The sequence below is a fragment of the Sporosarcina sp. OR05 genome (assembly GCF_041414805.1).
Lineage (GTDB): Bacteria > Bacillota > Bacilli > Bacillales_A > Planococcaceae > Sporosarcina > Sporosarcina saromensis.
In genome coordinates this window covers 411,501-433,192 of sequence record NZ_JANKJL010000001.1, presented here as the reverse complement: position 1 = coordinate 433,192, position 21,692 = coordinate 411,501, and the positions used below count along the sequence as shown (strand labels likewise).

At 40.8% G+C, this 21,692-nt stretch carries 13 protein-coding genes; 6 read left to right on the top strand and 7 right to left on the bottom strand.

Going from position 1 to position 21,692, the window contains the following annotated elements:
* The first annotated feature begins 178 nt into the window (after nt 1-178).
* The gene (locus NRI27_RS01975; protein ID WP_371389336.1) at nt 179-661 is read left to right on the top strand and encodes a GAF domain-containing protein; all 483 of its coding nucleotides are present in this window, start codon (nt 179-181) and stop codon (nt 659-661) included.
* A 94-nt stretch (nt 662-755) separates the two neighbouring features.
* Here the strand turns inward: NRI27_RS01975 and megL are convergent, their stop codons facing one another.
* Nucleotides 756-1,964 carry a methionine gamma-lyase gene (gene megL / locus NRI27_RS01970; RefSeq protein WP_371389335.1) on the bottom strand — a complete coding sequence of 403 codons (1,209 nt, stop codon included), beginning with the start codon at nt 1,962-1,964 and terminating at the stop codon, nt 756-758.
* Nucleotides 1,965-2,058: 94 nt separating this feature from the next.
* Nucleotides 2,059-3,924 carry a sensor domain-containing diguanylate cyclase gene (locus NRI27_RS01965; protein ID WP_371389334.1) on the bottom strand — a complete coding sequence of 622 codons (1,866 nt, stop codon included), beginning with the start codon at nt 3,922-3,924 and terminating at the stop codon, nt 2,059-2,061.
* 190 nt (nt 3,925-4,114) lie between these two features.
* On the opposite strand from NRI27_RS01965, the gene NRI27_RS01960 reads away from it, so the two are divergent.
* The 3 genes from NRI27_RS01960 (at nt 4,115) to NRI27_RS01950 (ending at nt 5,967) form a co-directional block, all read left to right on the top strand.
* Nucleotides 4,115-4,249, top strand: coding sequence for a hypothetical protein (locus tag NRI27_RS01960; protein ID WP_317942805.1), 135 nt, complete (start codon nt 4,115-4,117; stop codon nt 4,247-4,249).
* Between the two features lie 25 nt (nt 4,250-4,274).
* Entirely contained in the window at nt 4,275-4,877 is a 603-nt protein-coding gene (gene rpsD, locus NRI27_RS01955; protein WP_317942803.1) for a 30S ribosomal protein S4, read from the top strand.
* Between the two features lie 388 nt (nt 4,878-5,265).
* Nucleotides 5,266-5,967, top strand: coding sequence for a hypothetical protein (locus NRI27_RS01950; protein WP_371389333.1), 702 nt, complete (start codon nt 5,266-5,268; stop codon nt 5,965-5,967).
* Nucleotides 5,968-6,729: 762 nt separating this feature from the next.
* On the opposite strand, the gene NRI27_RS01945 is transcribed toward NRI27_RS01950, so the two are convergent.
* The 3 genes from NRI27_RS01945 to NRI27_RS01935 form a co-directional block, all read right to left on the bottom strand.
* Nucleotides 6,730-8,367 carry a thiamine pyrophosphate-binding protein gene (locus NRI27_RS01945; protein ID WP_371389332.1) on the bottom strand — a complete coding sequence of 546 codons (1,638 nt, stop codon included), beginning with the start codon at nt 8,365-8,367 and terminating at the stop codon, nt 6,730-6,732.
* 19 nt (nt 8,368-8,386) lie between these two features.
* Entirely contained in the window at nt 8,387-11,161 is a 2,775-nt protein-coding gene (locus NRI27_RS01940) for a sensor domain-containing phosphodiesterase (RefSeq protein WP_371389331.1), read from the bottom strand.
* 175 nt (nt 11,162-11,336) lie between these two features.
* Entirely contained in the window at nt 11,337-13,178 is a 1,842-nt protein-coding gene (locus NRI27_RS01935; protein ID WP_371389330.1) for a DNA ligase D, read from the bottom strand.
* A gap of 99 nt (nt 13,179-13,277) precedes the next feature.
* Between NRI27_RS01935 and ku the strand changes: the two genes are divergently transcribed.
* Nucleotides 13,278-14,105 carry a non-homologous end joining protein Ku gene (ku, locus tag NRI27_RS01930; RefSeq protein ID WP_371389329.1) on the top strand — a complete coding sequence of 276 codons (828 nt, stop codon included), beginning with the start codon at nt 13,278-13,280 and terminating at the stop codon, nt 14,103-14,105.
* Between the two features lie 97 nt (nt 14,106-14,202).
* Here ku and tyrS read toward each other — a convergent pair whose 3' ends face one another.
* Nucleotides 14,203-15,468, bottom strand: a complete 1,266-nt coding sequence (gene tyrS / locus NRI27_RS01925; protein ID WP_371389328.1) for a tyrosine--tRNA ligase — start codon at nt 15,466-15,468, stop codon at nt 14,203-14,205.
* Between the two features lie 363 nt (nt 15,469-15,831).
* Between tyrS and NRI27_RS01920 the strand changes: the two genes are divergently transcribed.
* Complete coding sequence (locus NRI27_RS01920; protein WP_371389327.1) at nt 15,832-18,936, top strand: transglycosylase domain-containing protein; 3,105 nt, start codon at nt 15,832-15,834, stop codon at nt 18,934-18,936.
* 739 nt (nt 18,937-19,675) lie between these two features.
* Here NRI27_RS01920 and acsA read toward each other — a convergent pair.
* Nucleotides 19,676-21,394: an acetate--CoA ligase gene (gene acsA / locus NRI27_RS01915; protein WP_371389326.1), complete on the bottom strand. Its 1,719-nt coding sequence runs from the start codon at nt 21,392-21,394 to the stop codon at nt 19,676-19,678.
* Between the last annotated feature and the right edge of the window lie 298 nt (nt 21,395-21,692).

Genomic DNA, 21,692 nt, shown 5'->3' with positions numbered 1-21,692 from the left:
ACTCATCTATTCTCTGTTAAAATAATATTATCTTATATAATAACATGTTTAAAGTATTTTCATACTGAAAACGACGGATTTATAGAGAAAACGTTGAATTATGTAGAAAACATGCACGAAATTTGTAGAATACTTGTCCACACCTTATAATGAACGTACTAATTTTTGGAGGTGCAACATGTTCACTTCAACAAGCTATTCAGCTGACCCGAAAGAAAAATATGAACAACTGACTTTTCAACTTGATGCTTTGCTAACTGGAGAAACTAATCGCTATGCTAACTTAAGCAATGCGTCTGCGCTGCTCAATCAATTTTTCGACCGCATCAATTGGGTCGGATTCTATCTAAATGATAATAATAAAGAATTAGTCCTTGGCCCCTTTCAAGGACTGCCAGCATGTATTCGCATTCCATTCGGGAAAGGCGTCTGTGGAACTTCTGCACTGAAGCAAGAAACGATCATTGTAGCGGATGTCCATCAGTTCCCTGGCCATATTGCCTGTGACGCTGCCTCCAGGTCAGAAATTGTCGTGCCGATTGTGAAAGAAGGTCAGTTAATTGGCGTTCTTGATATTGATAGTCCTGAAGTCAACCGATTTACTGAGGAAGACCGAGTTGGATTGGAAAAGTTTACAGACGTGTTAGTTAAATTCCTTTAAGCGCTAAAGGATAGTCAAAAAGAGCGTGAGAGCGTTGACAAAATTCGTCATTGCTCTCACGCTTTTTTTATGCACCAAGTATATCACTTACTGTTCAATGTGCGACTAATTTCTGATGCAGCGTTGTGAACGCAGCATCCAGGTCTGCAATAAGATCATCTGCATGCTCTAACCCTACCGATAAACGCAGTAAAGAATCTGTAATCCCCATTTCTAAACGTTCCTGTTCTGGTACTGCAGAATGGGTCATCGTTGCAGGGTGTTGAATGAGTGTCTCTGCATCTCCTAAGCTGACTGCGATTTTAATTAACTCTAAAGCATCCATGAACGTTTGTGCACCTTGTTTACCACCTTGTACGGTAAATGAAATGAGACCACCCCCAGCACGCATTTGACGCTGTGCGATTGAAAATTGTGGGTTATTCATATCATATGGATAATAAATGGACTCTACAAGTTTTTGCGATTGCAAATAGGCCAACAGTTTCTCTGCATTCGCCGTGTGCCTCTCCATCCGAATTGGCAATGTCTTAAGCCCGCGCAGTAGGAGCCATGCATCAAATGGTGACATGATTGCACCAAAATCTTTTTGGACCGTCAAACGGATTTTCTCCATTTCTTCCCGATCTTTCCCTACCAGAATTCCAGCAATGACATCCCCATGGCCGTTTATATATTTCGTGGCACTGTGCAATACAAAATCTGCTCCGATGGTTAGTGGGTTTTGCAAGTAAGGCGAAGTAAATGTGTTATCGACGACAACACGTAAACCATGCCTGTTCGCAACCTTCACAACTGCGTGCAAATCTACCAGCTCCATTGTTGGGTTAATAGGGGTTTCCACGTAGATACAAACCGTTTTTGGTGTAATGGCTTGTTCAATCGCTTCCTCCGTATTCATTGCAATTAGGTTATGTGTAATACCATATTTTTCTTTCATGATACCGAGTAGACCAAACGTGCAGCCGTAGATTCCTCTAGAGCAAAGAATATGATCTCCCGCTTTTGATAAATGTACAAGTATGGAGCTAACAGCCGCCATGCCAGATCCAAATGCGAGTGCGCCTTCGCCATTTTCTAAAGCAGTCATTCTTTCTTCTAGCACACTTACCGTTGGATTCCCAAGTCTTGAGTAAATGTTTCCCGCTTCTTCACCTGCAAATCTTCGTTCTCCTTGTAATGCATTGTCAAATGAAAAAGTCGAAGTTTGGTATAATGGGACAGCTAAACTTCCATGATGTTGCGCATCCTCATACCCTTCATGAATGACAATCGTATCTTGATGAAGATTATTCCTTTTCATTTCACGACCACCTCTCCCGTTTTGTAAGCACTTACATTTCCTGTTTTCATTTTACCTTGTTTCTTCTAAAAGAAAAAGAGCAACTTCAGCAACATTACTTTGCTGAAGCCACTCCTTCCATGACAAATTGGTTTTTTCCATTATTTTTGGCATAATAAAGTGCTTTGTCACTCGATTGAAACAGTTCGTTATATGATTTTCCCTCTTTACTTGACCAGGTGGACATCCCAATCGATACGGTCACTTGAGGAGTTGTGACTGTCGGTATATAGCTCACTAGCATTTGCGCAAATTGGACTCCATCGTGCACACTTGCCGACGGAAGGAAGATGGCAATTTCCTCTCCACCCCACCGACATGCGATTCCTAATCCATCTATCGCTGTAAGTATATAGGTTGAAATCTGTTGAAGTACATCGTCACCTGTCGTATGGCCGTACGTATCGTTCACTTGTTTAAAATCATCGACATCCATTAATAAAAACACACAGTCTTCTCCTTTATTATTAATGGTAGTCGCTACTTCATTGTCCAAATATCTTCGGGTATAGAGCTTTGTAAGATTATCTTTATTCACTAATTCTTGCAATTGGTCTCGCAATAAGATATTCGAAATGGCTAACGAGGAATGGCTAATCAACGAACGCATTAATTTGAAGCTATCAAATGAGAAAAAGTATTCCTCTTCATGCAGCAGGATGACAAAGCCGATCATCTCATCACGGTCGATGATAGGAAGTGCCACTTGTGATTTAAATACAATATTTGTTGTAGACGATTGTGGCGCATTTGGATCAAATATTGCTTCTTCACCACTCGATAACCGTTGCACTACCATCTCAATGTATTGTTTCGCTACTTCTTTTGTAAAAAAATCCGTACTGCTAGCTGATATATTCCAATTTCCACTATCATCCCGTAGGACAAACGCAATCTCAGTTGGCTGAAAAGCAGTAATAAATTGGCCTTTTAGATAGGCAATCATCTCTACAAGATCCAAATTACTATTTAATTTCCTAGACGCTTCATTCACCAATTGCAAATCATTGACCAGTCGATGCGATTGCTCATATAAACTTGCGTTTTCAAGGGCAGTCCCTGCTGCGTTCGTAATCATCCGAACAAAACCTTTTTCTGTCTCTGTGAATTCTGCATCATTGGGTGCTGAAATTTGTACAACGCCATAGATCCCTTGTCTACCACGAATCGGAGCATTCACTAGACTGACACTTTGATCCTTCACATTCTCAATCGTCAAATCTCCCGATAAAAACGCATCGACAGCGGATGCTCGTTCGTTTAGATAGTCAAACAATCGATAGGTTTTCATTGTCCCCTTTTGTTCTTGCGACAGTAAAAGTTGCACATCAAAGAGTGGGAAAGAGTCCTGAATCGCTTCCATCATACCATTCAAAATGACAGCACTTTCCATTGTAGAGTTGAATAACTCAGCAATTTCAAAAAGTCGTCTATACGTCATCTCTTTTTCAGTAATTTGATACATCCGTATGCTTTGATCTAGATATGTTCCAAAAACAGTTTTCAAGTCCTTCAAATAGGGCGTCGCCGCAAAATCATGCCATTTTTCTGACGCTTTAAATAGCAGTGCGCCTAGCGGAGATTGGTGATCATCTCGTATAATTAAGGAATCGTCTGCAAATTCGTATCCATTGCTCTCGACAGTAGAGATGAACGATGCAAGCAAAAGCGGGTGCTCAATTTTCACTTGAGGTTCGCCACTTTTCCAAGAACGTTCTAGCGTTTTGCCTTCCTTGACAATCGGTATATATCGGTTATTGTCGTATAACAATATATCCGCAAATTCTATATCAAACAAATTCATGAAAATTAATTTAAAATTTGTTAAGTTTTCTTCCAACGGGCGTTTACTATTCCTTTTGGAAAATAAATTAAAAATAGCCGATTTCATTTCAAAAACTAGTAATTCTTGATTATCCATCCTGTCACCCCATTTGTCCCGTTCCACTACTAAATATCTTTCTTACTATTCTAATGCATAAAACCTATTTTTAACAGTGTTTTGTATAGGACTATTCATTTATCTTCTTTAGCCCTAAAACGATTAGTGCTTGACTCCATTCATGTGAATTGTTATGATAAAGCTTGTGTAAAATAGTTGCAGCAGTTGTATGATTCATGTTGACCAGTTCATTCCTTTTCAAAAAGGTGCATCGCGTAACCTTGAGGCTGCTGAGGCGAAGGTGCAAGATAATGGAATGGCGCAAGAATTGAATACATCTGGTTCTTATTTTACAACAAAATAAAACCAATACAGAGGAGGAGTCTTTCATGGCTCGTTATACAGGTCCATCTTGGAAACTTTCCCGTCGTCTTGGCGTTTCGCTAAGCGGTACAGGAAAAGAAATCGAAAAACGCCCTTACGCACCAGGACAACACGGTCCTACACAACGTAAAAAACTTTCCGAATACGGAATCCAATTACAAGAAAAACAAAAACTTCGTTTCATGTTCGGTGTAAACGAACGTCAATTCAAAACTGTGTTCAACAAAGCTGGTAAAATGCCAGGTAAGCACGGTGAAAACTTCATGATCCTTCTTGAAACTCGCCTTGACAACCTAGTATACCGTATGGGTCTTGCTCGCACACGTCGTGCAGCTCGCCAACTTGTTAACCACGGTCACATCTTAGTTGATGGAAAACGCGTTGACATTCCTTCTTACAGCGTAAAACCAGGTCAAGAGATCTCTCTTCGTGAAAAATCTCAAAACCTTACAGCTGTTAACGAAGCAATCGAAGTGAACAACTACGTACCTGAATACGTTACTTTCAATGCAGACACAAAAGTCGGCACATTCGTACGTATGCCTGAGCGTAGCGAACTAGCTGCTGAAATCAACGAAGCTCTTATCGTTGAGTTCTACTCTCGTTAATAAATTCACTTTGCAAAGTGAACTAGAAAAAGCCTTTGAATCCCTTATTACTAGGGTTTCAAAGGCTTTTTTGTTTTATTTCACAAGACGATTTCAATAGTGAAGTGTTTCTTAATAGAGCGAATCGCTATTCAGGTGAATGTCTTTCGCCATCATCTATTGCTATTGAACCTTGTCATAATAAACTTCGGGGTAATTTGAAATGCGCTAATTAAAGACCGAGCTACTCGATCACAAAACAACTCTCACCACAGGAGAAAGTATATTTTATTAGTAAATATATCCAAAACACAACTAGTTTCCTGTATAATTCTAGTAGTGACTGAATTCAAAATACACAAACGGTCACAATATACTATTTTTCCTACTAGATACAGGAGGGGTACTGTTGAAAGAGAGCGAGACAAATAAATATCCGCAAAACGTTGTAGAAGCGGTCGCAAAAGTTTTAGAACTAGAAGTGCATGAGCAGCAAGGGGCAATCGGGACAATCACCAAGATAGACGACATGTCAAAGGTGAATATTATGGACATATACGTCAGCACTTTTGAGTTACCAATTGATGGCAAACAGATTTGTCAATGTGTCAAAGAGGTTTTCGGAATTCAAATCGACTCAAAATATGTACTGCCTAAAAAGAGAGATTTACGAACAGACTATGTGTGTGGATTTAATGTACGACTAATCGACAACTACTTAAAAGAATTACAAAATCAGCTTACTGGCCAGGAGATCCGACTACTCATTAACAACATTTTCGGTATCAATTTGGATGCAATTGATTCACTTGAAAAAACACAGATTTCACTGTACTCAAAAGGACAGTGGATCGTGCAACAAGCAAGCGATTTATTTGTCGTACATACAGGTATTGGCGACATCGATGCTTGGGTATTGCCAACTGACTATTATATTGAACAAACCGGACTAAATGAGTTACCAGAACAACTGCAACAGAATTTATCCTTAATCGGCTACGAATACAATTCGGATATTCAAGGTATGTACTACTGCAATCCTACTGGAGAGGCGGTTGAAGACGCATTTAAAGGAAGAACGATGCGCGCAATTCTTTCTTGTATCGATTAATAGTAGACATTCATCGCCTAAAAGGGAATTCCTTCATTTACCTAAATCTATTAAACTACTATTTATTAATAGACTAAAACTAGCAACATAATTAGTGATTTAGTTTTCGATGCCCCAGGCAATTAGAATACTTCTATTTGACCGGCAGGCAGAGTTTTTCACTCCCGCGGGCATTTAGAACACTTCTATTTGACCGGTAGGCAGAGTTTTGCGATCCTGCGGGCATTTAGAACACTTCTATTTGACCGGCAGGCAGAGTTTTGCTCTCCCGCGGGCATTCAGAACACTTCTATTTGACCGGTAGACAGAGTTTTTCACTCCCGCGGGCATTTAGAACGCTTCTATTTGACCGGCAGACAGAGTTTTTCACTCCCGCGGGCATTTAGAACACTTCTATTTGACCGGCAGGCAGAGTTTTTCACTCCCGCGGGCATTTAGAACACTTCTATTTGACCGGTAGGCAGAGTTTTGCGATCCTGCGGGCATTTAGAACGCTTCTATTTGACCGGCAGACAGAGTTTTTCACTCCCGCGGGCATTTAGAACACTTCTATTTGACCGGTAGGCAGAGTTTTTCGATCCCACGGGCATTTAGAACGCTTCTATTTGACCGGCAGACAGAGTTTTTCACTCCCGCGGGCATTCAGAACTTCCTATTCGACCGGAAGACTTTGTTTCTCACGAATAAACACTCCATCATCAAGAAGCATAAAAAAAAGCATGAAGACGAATTGTCCTCATGCTTTTCAATATCTTGCACTTCTTATTTTCCAAAAGACGATAAAAATTTCACGCGATCGCCCATCGGAGGAATGTTCGGATCAACTAACGCCACTTCCAATAGTGCCGGGCCGTTGTTATTCATCAAGTCCTGTAACACCTCTTCGGTGAGATCCTCAAGTTTCTCCACGCGGACACTCGGAATATTCATTGCTGCTGCCATTGCTGAAATGTCTACAGCTTCCTGTTCAAAAGTTGGATGTGTACGCTTGAATTGCAATGAATGACCATGGTACACCATGCCGAGTCTTGCATTATTCATGACGACAAACAAGATTGGTAGATTGTATTCTTTAGCCGTTAGTATTTCCATGCCGTGCATAAAGAAACAACCGTCACCCGTAATACAAACGACAGGTCTTTCAGGATCCGCTAACTTTGAGCCGATTGCGGAACCAATTCCTGTCCCCATAGCCCCGAAATGCACATTGATGTTATACGTATCAGTATCGTACACTTTCATAGTATGAATGACATAAGACATGAATTCGCCAATATCAATGGTATATCTTGTTGAAGCTGGAACAGCAGCTTGAATTTTGGCAAATACGTTCCTAGTATTAAATTCATCCGGGTTTTCTAACAGATTGTCTACTTCAATTAGCTCGTGTGCTTTTCTAGTAAACCCTAAATCTTTTAATTTTTCTACTAGCATCGGAAGGCACACATCGATGTCGCCAAGCATAGGCTCGTCAACAGGGTACTTTCGGTTAAAGACTGTTTCATCATAATCAAATTGAATGACATACCTGTCTTTTGCTAAGTTGCCATTGTAATTATTCGTCGCTGTCTCGCCTAAGCTCGAACCTAAAACAAGCAACACATCGCCTTCACCTTCAGCGATGAGTTCCGAAGCTTTTGCATGACCGGCAAATCCAAAAACACCTTTTACAAGTGAGTGATTTTGTGGGATATAGCCTTTCGCTTGAGGAGTTGTTACAATCGGCCAATTCAGCATTTCAGCCAACTCCATCACAGCATTCACTGAATTTCTTGCACCTTGTCCAACGAATATGATTCCCGAATTCCGCTCAGCCAGTTGTTTTGCAACACGTTCGATCCCTTCAGAATCGGGCACATGTTGCTGTTTCGCTACAATATAGGAATGACTTTTCACATCAATCATTTCATGTTGTACGTCGATTGGTATTGCGATATGCACAGGTCCTGGTACGCCAGACAGTGCAATTTCCATCGCTTTCATCAACTCATCTTGCAATTCATTGGCATCATTCACCAATACACTATATTTTGTAACCGGCGCAAAGATTGGCGCAACATCCAATTCTTGAGATGCATTCAAACCTTGCGTGTTCACAGGAACCGCTCCCGTTATGAAAAGAACCGGTAAATGTTCGCGCATCGCATTCGCTGCACCGGTTACTAGATTCGTTGCTCCCGGTCCACTACAACCGATTGCTACACTCAAACCGTTTGTATACTTGGCATAAGCTGCAGCCATATAGGACGCAGCCCCTTCATGTTTTGAAACAATTGGTGTAATTTCGGGCATATCGTACAGTTCATTGAAAATCGCGTTAACCGATCCTGCTGGAATGCCAAATACATACTGGACCCCATTTGCTTGTAAACATTCTAATAACATACGTGCCGCTTTCACACGAACTCCCCCTTGCAACTTATTTGTGTAAATACTTTGTTTCGATTTCTTCCGCACAAAGTGGCTTGCTGAAATAATACCCTTGCATTAAATGACAACTTTGCGCATATAAAAACTCTGCTTGTTCTTGCGTTTCTACCCCTTCAGCAATCACATCCAACTTAAGATTATGGGCAAGCATAATAATTGTTTTGGTAATGGCTGCTTCATCGACTGTCATATCTTGGATGAACGACTTATCAATTTTCAACATATTAATGGGCAAATTCTTTAAATAACCGAGCGATGAATACCCCGTACCAAAATCATCAATTGCAATTTGAATACCTAATTCTTTCAATTGCTTCATTGTTTGCAAAGTCAAATCCGTATTTTTGATAATATGATTCTCTGTCAACTCGAGATGTAAGCACTGCGGAGATAACTGAACCTCTTCAAGCGTATGTTTAATAATGGAAAACAAATTATCCTGCTCATATTGTCTGACGGATAAATTTACGGCCATATTTAAATGTCCATAGCCTTTCTCATGCCATTTTTTCAATTGTTGACACGCTTCTTTTAAAACCCACTCCCCAATTGGAACGATTAACCCTGTCTCTTCTGCCAATGGAATGAATTTATCCGGTGGTACTAAGCCATCTGTCGGATGATGCCATCGCAATAATGCTTCAAGACCGACTACCTGTTTCGTATGATAGTTAATTTGAGGCTGATAATAAAGCACTAATTCTTCATTGTCCAGAGCTTTGTAAAGGGCATTTTCATACTTCACATTCTCAAATGAGCGTGTATCCATTTCTGCACTAAAGAAATGGTAACTGTTCCCTGAAATCTCTTTCGCTTTGTACATTGCGGTATCTGCATTTTTGATGAGAATATCAGGTGTTTCCCCATGTTCCGGATACAAGCTGATACCGACACTTGTCTTAATGTACACTTCATGCTCGTTCAATAAAAATGGTTTTGAAAAACTATCGATGACAAGATTGATGACACTCATGACATCTTCTTCTCGTTTCACGGTTGGCAGAAAGACGGTGAATTCATCCCCACCTTGTCGTGATAATGTTGCACCTCTTGGCATACACGCCTTAATACGATTGGCCACTTCACGAAGCAATAAATCTCCATAACTATGTCCAAGTGTATCATTAATGTATTTGAATCGGTCTAAATCCAAATACAAAAGCGCTGCCCTCTCACCATTCAATTGGGCGTAAGTCAATCCTTGATGAAGTCTATCTTGCAATAGAATCCTATTCGGCAGGTCCGTTAAGCTATCGTAGTATGCATGGTATTTTATTTCCTCTTCCATACGTTTTCTTTCAGTAATGTCCCGGAACGTAACGACATGCCCAACCGTCTGCTCCCCTTCTTGAATTAATGAAATGACATACTCAACAGGAATGCTTGTCTCGTCTTTTCTGCAAAAATATTCATCTGTGTAGTAATGATTCAACTTACGATCACTTAACGTCAATAAGTTCCGTTTATCTTCTCCATTAAAGATTATGGTTGATGACTTACCGATGAGCTCACCTTTATTAGTATACCCTAACATTCTTTCACCTGCAGGATTAATAAAGGTTATATTTCCCTTTAAATCCAATCCGAAAATTCCTTCACCCGCTGAGTTAAGGATCAACTCTTTCTCTCTGCTAAGTAATTGTATTTCCGTAACAACTTTTTCAAGTTCATCGTTTTTCACTTGAATTTCTGCAGTTCGTTCATTAATGATACATTCCTGTTTTTCCATATACAATAAATTGGATAACGTAGATGCAGTAGCATCTGCGATGGATTGTGCCAGCTGTAAATCGACTTCTTCATAGTTGTGCCCTGCTTTTTCAAGATTCACAACAGCGATTACACCTAATACTTCACCCATGGAGACAAGTGGAATCATGAGTATGCCTTTAATGCCGAAATGTTGGCAGATTTTATGGTTAGGTCTTTTATCCAACGAAACGTCCGGTATGATCACCAGCTTCTTGGTTTCGACGACTTCTTTGAATACAAGATCATTTATCTGGTTTATGGCGATTTCATCGTGCGTTTTTAACCAGTCCTCTTCAGACCAGTCACTACTCGCACTGAGCTTTGCTGGCTTAAACTTTTTTTCATCGAGCGGATCGATAATATGAATCCCGACGTTCATATTATTAATGGTCTTTGAAATATATGAGAAGCATTTTTCGACAACTTCTTGCAGAGAAGAGCACATCGACAGGTCTCTAATAGCATCCAAGAGCATCTGTTTCTCTGCAATTAAATTTTCTTTATACGTCATATTGTTTGCGTTTTGTATCGCGACTGCTGCCATATTGACATACGCTTCCACACTTTGTATTTCAAGTTCCGTGAGATTCATCGGAATTCCGTAGTCAAACAGGAAAACAACCCCATACAACTCTTCTTCGTATGATATTGGTAATACTAATAATGATTTTATTTGAAAACTGGATACCGCACGGGGATCTGGCCTGTTATCTTTTGACGTATCCGGTATGTAAATAGTCCTTTGTGTTTCAATGACTTCTTTAGCGAGCAAATCCATTTCCAAATCAATAACATGCATATCCAATGTCATTCCATTGATTATTTCCGGTTTACCAACAAAACCTCTAAATGTACCATCTTTTTGTGGCAAATAAATACCAACTGAATCACATTGGACGATTTCCTCTGAAATTGCGGATACGACGTACTCCAACACTTCCCGAAGTTCAAGCTTTGTATTTATCAATTTGGTTAAATTAGCAAGTCTGGAATAGCGGGTTTGTTCCTTCATTGTTCATACCTCCACTCATCAAGTCGTCTCTCTGTGCTCACTAAAATGACAATCGAAAGCTCAATTGCCTCTTTCTTTCTTTTATCATCGGTTCTTGCGCATGTATCTAAAGTATCTACTGAATTTTACGCAAAAAAAACGTAGATGGCAAGGCACATAGCAGAGATGAGCTAATTTATCTAAATCGTTTAAGTTCTTTTAGCCTATCTACAATACTTGTTAATTGCTGGGTCTTTTTATTGACTCTGCAAACTCTAAATAAGTCGCCTTTTTGTTCGAGTCGAGCAAGCACTGATTCAATTGTAAACTGCTCTGGATGTAAATTCTTGTTCAACTCCTCCCATTCCAAAGGGGTTGCGACAGTTGCGTTAAGCGTTCCCCGAGAAGAATAAGGAGCAATAATTGTCTTTCCCTGTTGATGTTGGAGGTAATCCAAATACAATTTACCGCCGCGATTCTTCTTTAATCGTTCTGTCGTAAACCAATTCGGCTCCTGCTCACATAAAAATTCACATGCAAATTGTGTGAAAACGCGCGTATCTTCATAGGAACAACTTTCTCCAAAAAGCGGGATATACAGTTGTAACCCTTTCCCACCTGACGTTTTAATATAAGAACGTAATTGAAATTTATCAAAAATGTCCTTTAATCGTAACGCACCTTCTACCGCAAGAGAAAACTCTGTGACTGAGGGTGGATCTAAATCAAACACGATTTCCGTTGGGTACTTCGTCTTAACTGTTTGAAATGGAATATGGAATTCCAAAGCGAGTTGATTGCCAAGCCACAATAAAGTGTTCACGTCATTGCAAACGATATATTCAATCCCCTCCTCATTGTGTGTCGCAATAAAATCCGGAGCGTAATCAGGGCGATTCTTTTGATAAAAACTCTCACTTCCAACACCGTGCGGATAGCGAATGGCCGTCAGCAAACGATCTTGCAGCCATGGCAGTAAATAAGGGGCAACCGTCTGTAGATAGAGTAAATAATCATCTTTTACCAATCCCTTATTAGGCCAGATTGGCTTATCACTATGTGTTAGGAGTACTTTTTGAGGTATCGGATACAACTGGCGCATCACGGAACGCCACGTACACAAAATCGGTTCATGATGGAGAGTAAAAGCAACGAATCGTGGTTCCCGTAATTGTTGCCCAAATATACCGATACAATGGACGCTCACACAGATAGATGGAGGCAACTCCCACTTTTGATCTTTTGTTTGTGTACCTTTTGTCAGGAACAATGTTCGCAATGTCCTCATCTCATCTTCAGTAAACCCGTGACGAAATGATACAATCTCAACTATTTCACCCCCTTTAAAAACGGCACCTGTGAAATAGCCGTTTACCGGCTCGTACGTTCTTATAAAGACCGACACAGTTCGCCAGTTCTTCACTTTTTGCCAATAGGGAACCCTCTTCCCAGGAATCCATGCGCCATTGTTTTTCTTAGCTACTATCCCTTCACCATTGTGATCGCGAATCAGTTCCCAAAGTCTTTGACCATCTTTGTAACTGTTAACAAGTTGAATGGGGTTCAAATGTTGCTTTTCACTACTGTCAGGAAGCTTTGTTCTTTTAAAGAAATCAATAAGCATTTGCTTCCTTACAACATAGTCACTTGTCGTAACATCTTTTCCTTTGTTGATAAGGATATCGAATAGGAGTAATTGACAAGGAAAGGATTGCGCATGCTTATGAATACTGTTCCCGTTCTTCATTCGTCCTCTCGTTTGCACTCTGGAGAAATCACTCACGAATTGATTGGTAAGATGAACAATTTCTCCGTCAAATCTTAATGGCGTATAAGGCGCGACTACTGGGTGGACGCTTTTACAGGACGTTAGGATTTCCGGAAACTGCTCATTTAACAATTTCTCATTTCGACTCCAAAGTTGTACCCCTTCCTCAGTCCATTCCACAATGCAGCGGAATCCATCAAATTTCGCTTCATACAGCCAATCTTCACCGACAGGAATTTCATTTGCATCAGCTAACAACATAGGTTTCATCTTGTCTCTCCGTTTTTTTTCTTTAGTGTTCATCGGATTCACTTTCATATACATAATAAGCATCAAATTTTCCATACTAGCATAAAAAGCAGGTGTCCTATGCATACAATTTGGAAAGGTAGCATAAGTTTTGGGCTTGTCAATATTCCAATAAAACTACACGCAGCTACTGAAAATAACGATATTAAACTACGCCAACTGCACAAAGAGTGCCATTCACCAATTAGTTACCAAAAAGTTTGCCCAATATGTGATAAAGAAGTACAAAGTGAAGACATCGTGAAAGCATATGAGTATACAAAAAACAAATTTGTCGTATTGGATGAAGAAGAACTTGAAAAATTAAAAAAGGAACAAGAGGATAAAGCGGTTGAGATTATTGATTTTGTAAAGTTAGAGGAAATCGATCCGATTTATTTTGAAAGAAGTTATTTCATGGCACCTGATGCTAATGGCGGAAAGGCGTATGCACTTTTACGGAAAGCTTTGCAGGAATCCGGAAAAATCGGAGTCGCGAAAATAATGATCCGATCAAAAGAACAACTTGCTGTCGTTAGGGTTTACAAGGAAGCTTTGCTGATGGAGATCATTCACTTTCCTGATGAAGTACGTCATGTGCAAGACGTACCCAACTTACCGAAAGAGGACACAGTCGTTAAAAAAGAACTTGATACCGCTTTAATGCTCGTTGATCAATTGACAACTGTTTTTGATCCTGAAAAATATACAGACGAATATCGAACTGCTCTCATGGAACTCATTGAGGAGAAAAAGACAGCGAATGCCGGAATATCTCCAACTGAAAAACAACCCATTTCACCGTCAAATGCTAGTGATTTGATGGCCGCTTTGCAAGCGTCTTTGGATAAAACAACTAAAAAGAAGCCAACAACACGAAAAAAAGCGGCTGCGAAGAAAAATGCGTAAATGCTACTGGATTGGCTAGAATAAAATACCGCGTGAAACGAAGATGACAATGCATCCGTTTCACGCGGTTTTATGTTCTTTACTAGTTGAAAAGGACTTATGAAAATTTCACCATTTTATAGTTTTTCTTACCACGACGAACGATTGTAAACGCATCTTCCAATCGATCTGCAGCAGTCACTTCGTATCCAGTATCTGTCACTTTTTCTCCATTAAGAGAAATTGCACCGTTCGTCACATCTTCACGTGCTTGGCGTTTTGAGGGAGAAACACCTGCTTCTACGATGAAATCAACGATATTTTTATCTTCTTTTGTCGTCTCGAATGTTGGTACATCTTTGAAAGCATCTTTCATTTCTTCAACAGTCAACGCCTTTAAGTCACCACTGAACAAAGCTTTAGAGATACGGATTGCTTGGTCAAGTGCTTCTTGTCCGTGAATGAGTCGAGTCATCTCTTCAGCTAGCGCTTGTTGCGCTTTGCGAAGATGTGGTTCTTCTTGAACGGACACTTCCAACGCTTCAATCGCTTCTCGCTCCATAAATGTGAAGATTTTCAAGTATTTAATAACGTCAGCATCCGTGGAATTGATCCAGAACTGATAGAATTCATACGGCGATGTCTTTTGCGCATCTAACCAAACTGATCCACCTGCCGTTTTTCCGAATTTCGTCCCGTCAGCTTTTGTTACAAGTGGAATCGTAATGCCAAACGCCTTCGCATTTTCATCGTGTGTTTTTCGAATGACTTCAAGGCCAGTTGTAATATTCCCCCACTGATCGGACCCACCGATTTGTACACGGCAACCGTATTCATTGTACAGATGATTGAAATCCGCCCCTTGAATGAGCATGTAGGAAAACTCAGTAAAGGAAATGCCTGTCTCTAATCGTGAAGAAACGTTTTCTTTTGCCAGCATGTAGTTGACACTTAGCAACTTCCCGTAGTCACGGAGAAACTCAATTGCAGACATCTTTCCAATCCAGTCTTTATTATTTACAAGAAGTGCGCCATTTTCATCATTAAAATCAAACAATCTTTCCAATTGCTTACGAAGACCTGCTACGTTATTCGCTACTTGTTCTTCTGTTTGCAATTGTCGCTCATCCGCTCTGAATGAAGGATCACCGATCATACCTGTTGCCCCACCGAGCAACAAAATCGGACGGTGCCCATGCATGGCAAAGCGGCGTAATGTCAATAACGGGACGATGTGTCCAATATGCATACTATCTGCAGTCGGGTCGACACCACAATACAATGAAATCTTTTCTTCATTTAATACGTTTGCAAGACCTTCCTCGTCTGTTTGTTGGTACAACAGACCTCTCCATTTTAAATCATCCAATAATGCATTCGTCATAACAAAATCCCCTCCAGTAAAATTAAAAAAGTCCCTACACGATTCAAAAAGAATCATGCAGGGACGTCATATACAGTTACATAACGCGGTACCACCCGGCTTGAGAATTAAAAATTCTCCGCTCAAAGCGCTCTATCGCTGCGCACGCGTCACACTCCAAAGTTGTAATTCGTAAACGATGTACCGGACAGCTTCCACCAACCGCTGCCTCTCTATACGGATTCACCGTCACTACTGCGACTTTTTCGACATGTGATGCTATATACCCTATATTGTAATGTAAATTAAGTAATTGTCAAACATATTATTTTGATTACCAGGATATGTGTTATAATAAAATTGATTTTTAGGAGGGATAGCAAATTGAGCGATAAACGTAAAAATCGGATTGATCTAATAGAAGAGAAGTTTGAAGAACTGAAAAAGAAACGATGGGCAAAAGGTGTGCGTATCACTTCTGGGGTGATGTGGAACCTATTTCTACTATTTCTAGTAGTAGGTTTGACATTCGGTGTGTTCGCAACATCTGTTGGCGCAGGATATTTCGCTTCACTCGTTGCAAAAGAGCCACTTCGCTCATCAAAAGAAATGCGCGATGAAATATTCAACTTTGAAGAAACATCTGAAATCTATTTTGCAAATGACATTTATCTTGGACGAGTGAGTGCAGATATTGAACGGAAAGAAACGACATTAAAAGATGTATCCCCTTTCGTCATAGATGCAGTCTACGCAACGGAAGATGAATATTTTGAAACTCATAAAGGAATTGTCCCAAAAGCTATTTTTAGAGGCCTATTTCAAGATGTTTCGAATTCATCCAACCAAACGGGCGGTTCTACACTTACCCAACAACTTATAAAAAACCAAATTTTAACGAACGAAGTTTCATATGAACGAAAAGCAAAAGAAATCCTTCTGGCAATGCGACTTGAACATTTCATGGAGAAAGATGAAATTCTTGAAGCCTATTTAAACATTATTCCATATGGTAGAAATGCAATTGGTCAAAACATTGCAGGGATTGAAACAGCAGCAGAAGGAATCTTTGGTGTAAAGGCGAAAGACTTGAACTTGCCTCAAGCAGCTTATATCGCTGGGATTCCTCAAGCTCCATTCGCCTACACACCATTCCAAAGTAGTTATTATGGTGGCGGTTTGAAAAAAGACGAAAATATAAAACCTGGTATTGATCGCATGAAAACCGTACTTTTCCGAATGAAAGAAACGGGTTACATTACGGAGGAGCAGTATACAGAAGCGATTGCGTATGACATCAAGAAAGATTTTCGTGAAAAAACAAAACGTGCGCAAGAGCGCTATCCCTATTTGACGCAGGAAATTCAAAATAGCACAATTGAAATCTTAGCGAAAATGCTAGCAGAGAAAGATGGCATCGATGCAGAACGTTTGGAAGAAGAGAAAAAAATAAGAGAGAAATATTCTATTCTAGCAGAACGTGAAATGCGGACAGGCGGCTATCGAATTTATTCGACGATTGAAAAAGACTTATATGATCGAATGAATAAAGTCGCTGAAGAGTTTGAGCATTATGGCTTTACGTACACCCGTGAAGAGAAAGACTATAGTACAGGAGAGATGATTTTAAAAGACGATCCTGTCCAAGTCGGCGGCTTTATGATGGAAAATAGTACAGGTAGAATCCTTTCTTTCATCGGTGGACGTGATCATGATCTGATTGCACTCAATCACGCTACGCAAGCGTACAGACAAAACGGCTCTTCCATGAAGCCACTACTTGTGTACGGTCCAGCAATTGAATATGGCTATATTGGTGCAGGAAGTCCAGTTGTCGATGTGAAATTCGAAATACCAGATAACGGAAAAATATGGAGTCCTACAAACTATATTGCTTCAGTGGAAAATGGCATCATTCCTGCACGACAAGCACTAGCAGAGTCATTGAACTTACCAACCGCCCGATTGTATCGGGATATTATCGATAGACGCCCAGCAGAGTTCTTGGAAAAAATGAAGTTCTCTCAGCTGACACCCGGAGATTATGTAAATTTATCAACTTCTTATGGCGGAATGGATATCGGTGTAAGCGTTCAAGAGAATACAAATGCTTTTGCGACATTTGCCAATGGAGGTAAATTTGTAGAATCGTATATTATCGAACGGATTGAAGACATGTCCGGCAATGTCGTGTATCAACATGAAGTCGAACCAGTGGAAGTCTTTAGTCCAGAAACGTCTTATATCGTAACAGATATGCTAAGAGATGTCCTTAAGGCTGGGGGTACTGGACAACAAGTACCAAAATATATGAATTTCAAAACGGATTTGGCAGTAAAAACCGGAACAACGCAAGGTTACGGCGATGCTTGGCTCGTAGGCTACAATCCGAATATCTCAATGGGACTATGGCTTGGTTACTATGACCATTCACGTAAACTTTATAAACGTGGAACCGGACAAATGCACCCGACAACAAGGACGAGTATGTTATTTGGTCGGATCATGAATGCGGCGAATGATGTACGCCCGGACATTGTTGGTGCATCGAATACATTTAAGAAGCCGGACGGTGTCGTAACGAGATCGTTCTGTGGTATTTCAGGCCTTGCACCTTCAGCTGCATGTTCAGCGGCAGGACTTGTCCGATCTGATTTATTCAACTCAAAAGTGATGCTCCCAACTAAGGCTGACGATAGCATTATCAATGCTTCCTATGTCTCTGTTAAAGGCAGTCGTTATATGGCGCTCCCTTCTACGCCAAGCGAATTTATTGTTGGAGGCGGAACAGGTGTAAATCAAGCATTCATCGATCGGATGCTCGGACCATGGGGCGGGGACCCGTCAAAACTATTCCCGTCAGGTTCGATTTTCTCATCAAATGTTGTCTCCGGTGCGGAATTCCCAGCGGACAATGTTGCACCTGCAGGGGTGTCAGCATCCTTGAACGGTTCAACGCTGACATGGACAGAATCACCTTCCAATGACGTAATTGGTTACTATGTCTATAAAGGTAACGAGCGCGTTGCAACGATTCGGGACGGTTCCCCTCTATCCATGCAAATTGGACCTGGAGATTATACTGTACGAGCGGTGGACATTACAGGTCTCCAATCGGACAGTTCAAATGTCATTACGATTGAAAAGCCAGAGCCCACTCCTGAACCACCTAGTGAAGACGATGACGATGCGAAACCAAAACCACCAGGCAATGGCGGCGGTGACAACGGCAGTGGAGACGGAAACGGTAGTGGCGGTGGAAACGGCAACGGTGGTGGAAACGGCAACGGCGGTGGAAACGGCAGTGGCGATGGAAACGGCAGTGGCGATGGAAACGGCAGCGGCGGTGGAAACGGCAGCGGCGGTGGAAACGGCAGTGGCGGTGGAAACGGCAGTGGCGGCGGAAACGGCAGCGGCAGCGGAAACGGCAGTGGCGGCGGAAACGGCGGCGGAAAGCCGAACCCACCGGATGACGATGATGAAGATTAATTAACCAAGTACATCTGGTATAAACAATCATTAATAAAGGTAAAACGCATGAACTGAGAGCTACACTCGGTTCGTGCGTTTTTCTATGTTTCACAACTGTTACTCCTTTTTTAACCTATTCATCCAATAAATGTTACTTATAGGCAAGATGTTAGAAGGATCTAGCTTGATACCTTTTTTATTCACAACAAATAAAAGTTTTCAAAAGGTGGCTACTTTCTTTAATGGGTTATGAGGCGTCTTGGGCAAGTATGCGGCGATTGGGAAGGTTATGCCGCGAATGATGGATTTATGAGCCTTTTGGCGGGAGTATGCTGCGTTTGAGCAGTTTATGCGGCTTTCTATATAAATAAGAGGTGTTTAGAGGACTCTTGATAGTTCTTCTAAGTTCTATTTGACCGATACCTACGTTTGTTTACTCTAACGGGCAATTCGACTGTTTCTATTTGACCGTTACCTACGTTTATTTACTCCAATGGGCAATTAGAACACTTCTATTGAACCGCCAGCTGTGGATTTCAGCTCCATCGGGCAATTAGACTGTTTCTATTTGACCGCTACCTACTTTTTTTACTCTAACGGGCAATTAGAGCACTTCTATTGAACCGCTAGCAGTGGTTTTCAGCTCTGGCGGGCAATTAGATTAATCTCAGTTAAAAATCCCCTACATTCCTACACACCAAAGAAGCGGAACCAAACGAGTGGCTCCGCTTCTTTCTATTACTCTAAATTTAGTCCATCAATCTTCCATCGTTGATAAGTCGCCTGTTGGCAAGTTCAACTCCCATGCTTTCAATACTCTACGCATGATTTTACCACTTCTTGTTTTTGGTAATTTGTCTTTGAATTCAATTTCTCTTGGTGCTGCATGTGCTGCAAGCTCTTTTTTAACGAACTGTTTAATCTCTTCTTCCAACTCCACCGAAGGCTCGTATCCTTCTTGTAGTGCAACAAATGCTTTGATGATTTCTCCACGAACAGGATCTGGTTTACCAATGACTCCCGCTTCGACAATCGCAGGGTGCTCCAGTAATTTACTTTCCACTTCGAATGGTCCAACTCGCTCGCCACTTGTCATGATGACATCATCGACGCGCCCTTGGAAAAAGAAATAGCCGTCCTCATCCATGTATGCAGAATCACCGGAAACATACCATTCATCGTTTAAGAAGTACGAATCGTATTTCTCGGAATTATTCCATATCGCACGCATCATTGCTGGCCAACCTTTTTTAATGGCCAAGTTGCCCATCCGGTTTGGCGGCAAAACATTTCCTTGATGATCAACAATTGCTGCTTCAATGCCTGGTACCGGTTTACCCATCGATCCTAATTTAATTGGCATAGAGCCGAAATTACAAATTGTTTGTGCTCCCGTCTCTGTCATCCACCATGTATCGTGAATTCTTAGTTTAAAGACTTCCATTCCCCACCGAATGACTTCAGGATTCAAGGGCTCTCCGACGGACAGAATATGGCGTAAAGTAGACAAATCATGTTTTTCAATTGGTCCCACGCCTGCTCCCATTAACATCCGGAATGCTGTAGGTGCACTGTACCATACCGTAACGCCATAATTTTGTATCGCTTCATACCAGCTATCTGTTGAGAATCGCCCGCCGACAATCAAGGAAGTTGCACCGGCTAACATCGGTCCGAAGACACCATATGCAGTTCCTGTTACCCATCCTGGATCAGCCGTACACCAAAACACATCTTCATCTTTCAAGTCTAAAACCCAACGAGTCGTCTGTAACTGTTGCACCATCGCTTCTTGTACATGTAAGACTCCCTTTGGTTTCCCTGTGGAACCGGACGTGTAGTGCAATAAGGTTGGCGATTCACGTTCCAACCATTCCACTTCATAGTGAAAAGATGCTTCTTTAAGATGCTTTAAAAAGTCAACATACTTATCAGTTTCTTGAATGTTTTCGCCAACTAAAAAGACTGTCTCCAAATGCGGTAACTTGTCAACTGGAACCCGTTCAAGCAATTCTGGTGTAGTCACGATCGCTTTTGCTTCACTATCTGCTAATCGATCATACACAGCCCCTTCCATAAATGCTTCAAACAATGGTCCGACAATTGCACCCATTTTTAAAGCGCCCAATAGAGCAAAGTACAATTCAGGAGAGCGCGGCATGAAGATAAAAATGCGATCTCCTTTTTCAACTGTAGAACGATTTGACAATACATTCGCCGCTTTATTGGTCATTCTCTTCATATCATTATACGTGTACAATTCTTTTCGATTGGCATCTTGATAAAATAACGCCACTTTGTTTTTCCGATAGGAATTCGCATGACGATCGACCGCTTCGTGTGCGATGTTAATGAGTCCTGTTTCATGCCAACTGAATTCCTTCTCAACATCCGACCAGTTGAAATTCTTTGCCGTCTGCTCATAATCTTGTAATTGGTAATCCCCTTGAATTACAGATAACGTTTTCGTCTCCATTCCTATCATCCTTTCATCTAGCAATTAACCCTTACTATTTTACATGATTTTTTCAGTGTTTGCTAACAAATTACTATCTTTCGTATTATCATTCAACTTAATTCGACATGTTTTACCCATTGATTTTGCTTAAGATACCATAAGTCTTAATCACAATAAAAATCTTTCGTCACATGATGATCAATGGATTGTCAAACCTCATACTTACATCCATTCTTACAACAACCATAAAATGCAACTGTAAATTGTCGCTAATATTTTCGCAACTTGAAGATGAATTGATGTATACTTAGAGGAA

What these genes read in the sequence shown, in the direction of transcription:
- NRI27_RS01975 (WP_371389336.1), top strand. Translation starts at nt 179, where the DNA reads ATGTTCACTTCAACAAGCTATTCAGCTGACCCGAAAGAAAAATATGAA.
- megL (WP_371389335.1), bottom strand. Translation starts at nt 1,964, where the DNA reads ATGAAAAGGAATAATCTTCATCAAGATACGATTGTCATTCATGAAGGG.
- NRI27_RS01965 (WP_371389334.1), bottom strand. Translation starts at nt 3,924, where the DNA reads ATGGATAATCAAGAATTACTAGTTTTTGAAATGAAATCGGCTATTTTT.
- NRI27_RS01960 (WP_317942805.1), top strand. Translation starts at nt 4,115, where the DNA reads ATGATTCATGTTGACCAGTTCATTCCTTTTCAAAAAGGTGCATCGCGT.
- rpsD (WP_317942803.1), top strand. Translation starts at nt 4,275, where the DNA reads ATGGCTCGTTATACAGGTCCATCTTGGAAACTTTCCCGTCGTCTTGGC.
- NRI27_RS01940 (WP_371389331.1), bottom strand. Translation starts at nt 11,161, where the DNA reads ATGAAGGAACAAACCCGCTATTCCAGACTTGCTAATTTAACCAAATTG.
- NRI27_RS01935 (WP_371389330.1), bottom strand. Translation starts at nt 13,178, where the DNA reads ATGAAACCTATGTTGTTAGCTGATGCAAATGAAATTCCTGTCGGTGAA.
- ku (WP_371389329.1), top strand. Translation starts at nt 13,278, where the DNA reads ATGCATACAATTTGGAAAGGTAGCATAAGTTTTGGGCTTGTCAATATT.
- tyrS (WP_371389328.1), bottom strand. Translation starts at nt 15,468, where the DNA reads ATGACGAATGCATTATTGGATGATTTAAAATGGAGAGGTCTGTTGTAC.
- acsA (WP_371389326.1), bottom strand. Translation starts at nt 21,394, where the DNA reads ATGGAGACGAAAACGTTATCTGTAATTCAAGGGGATTACCAATTACAA.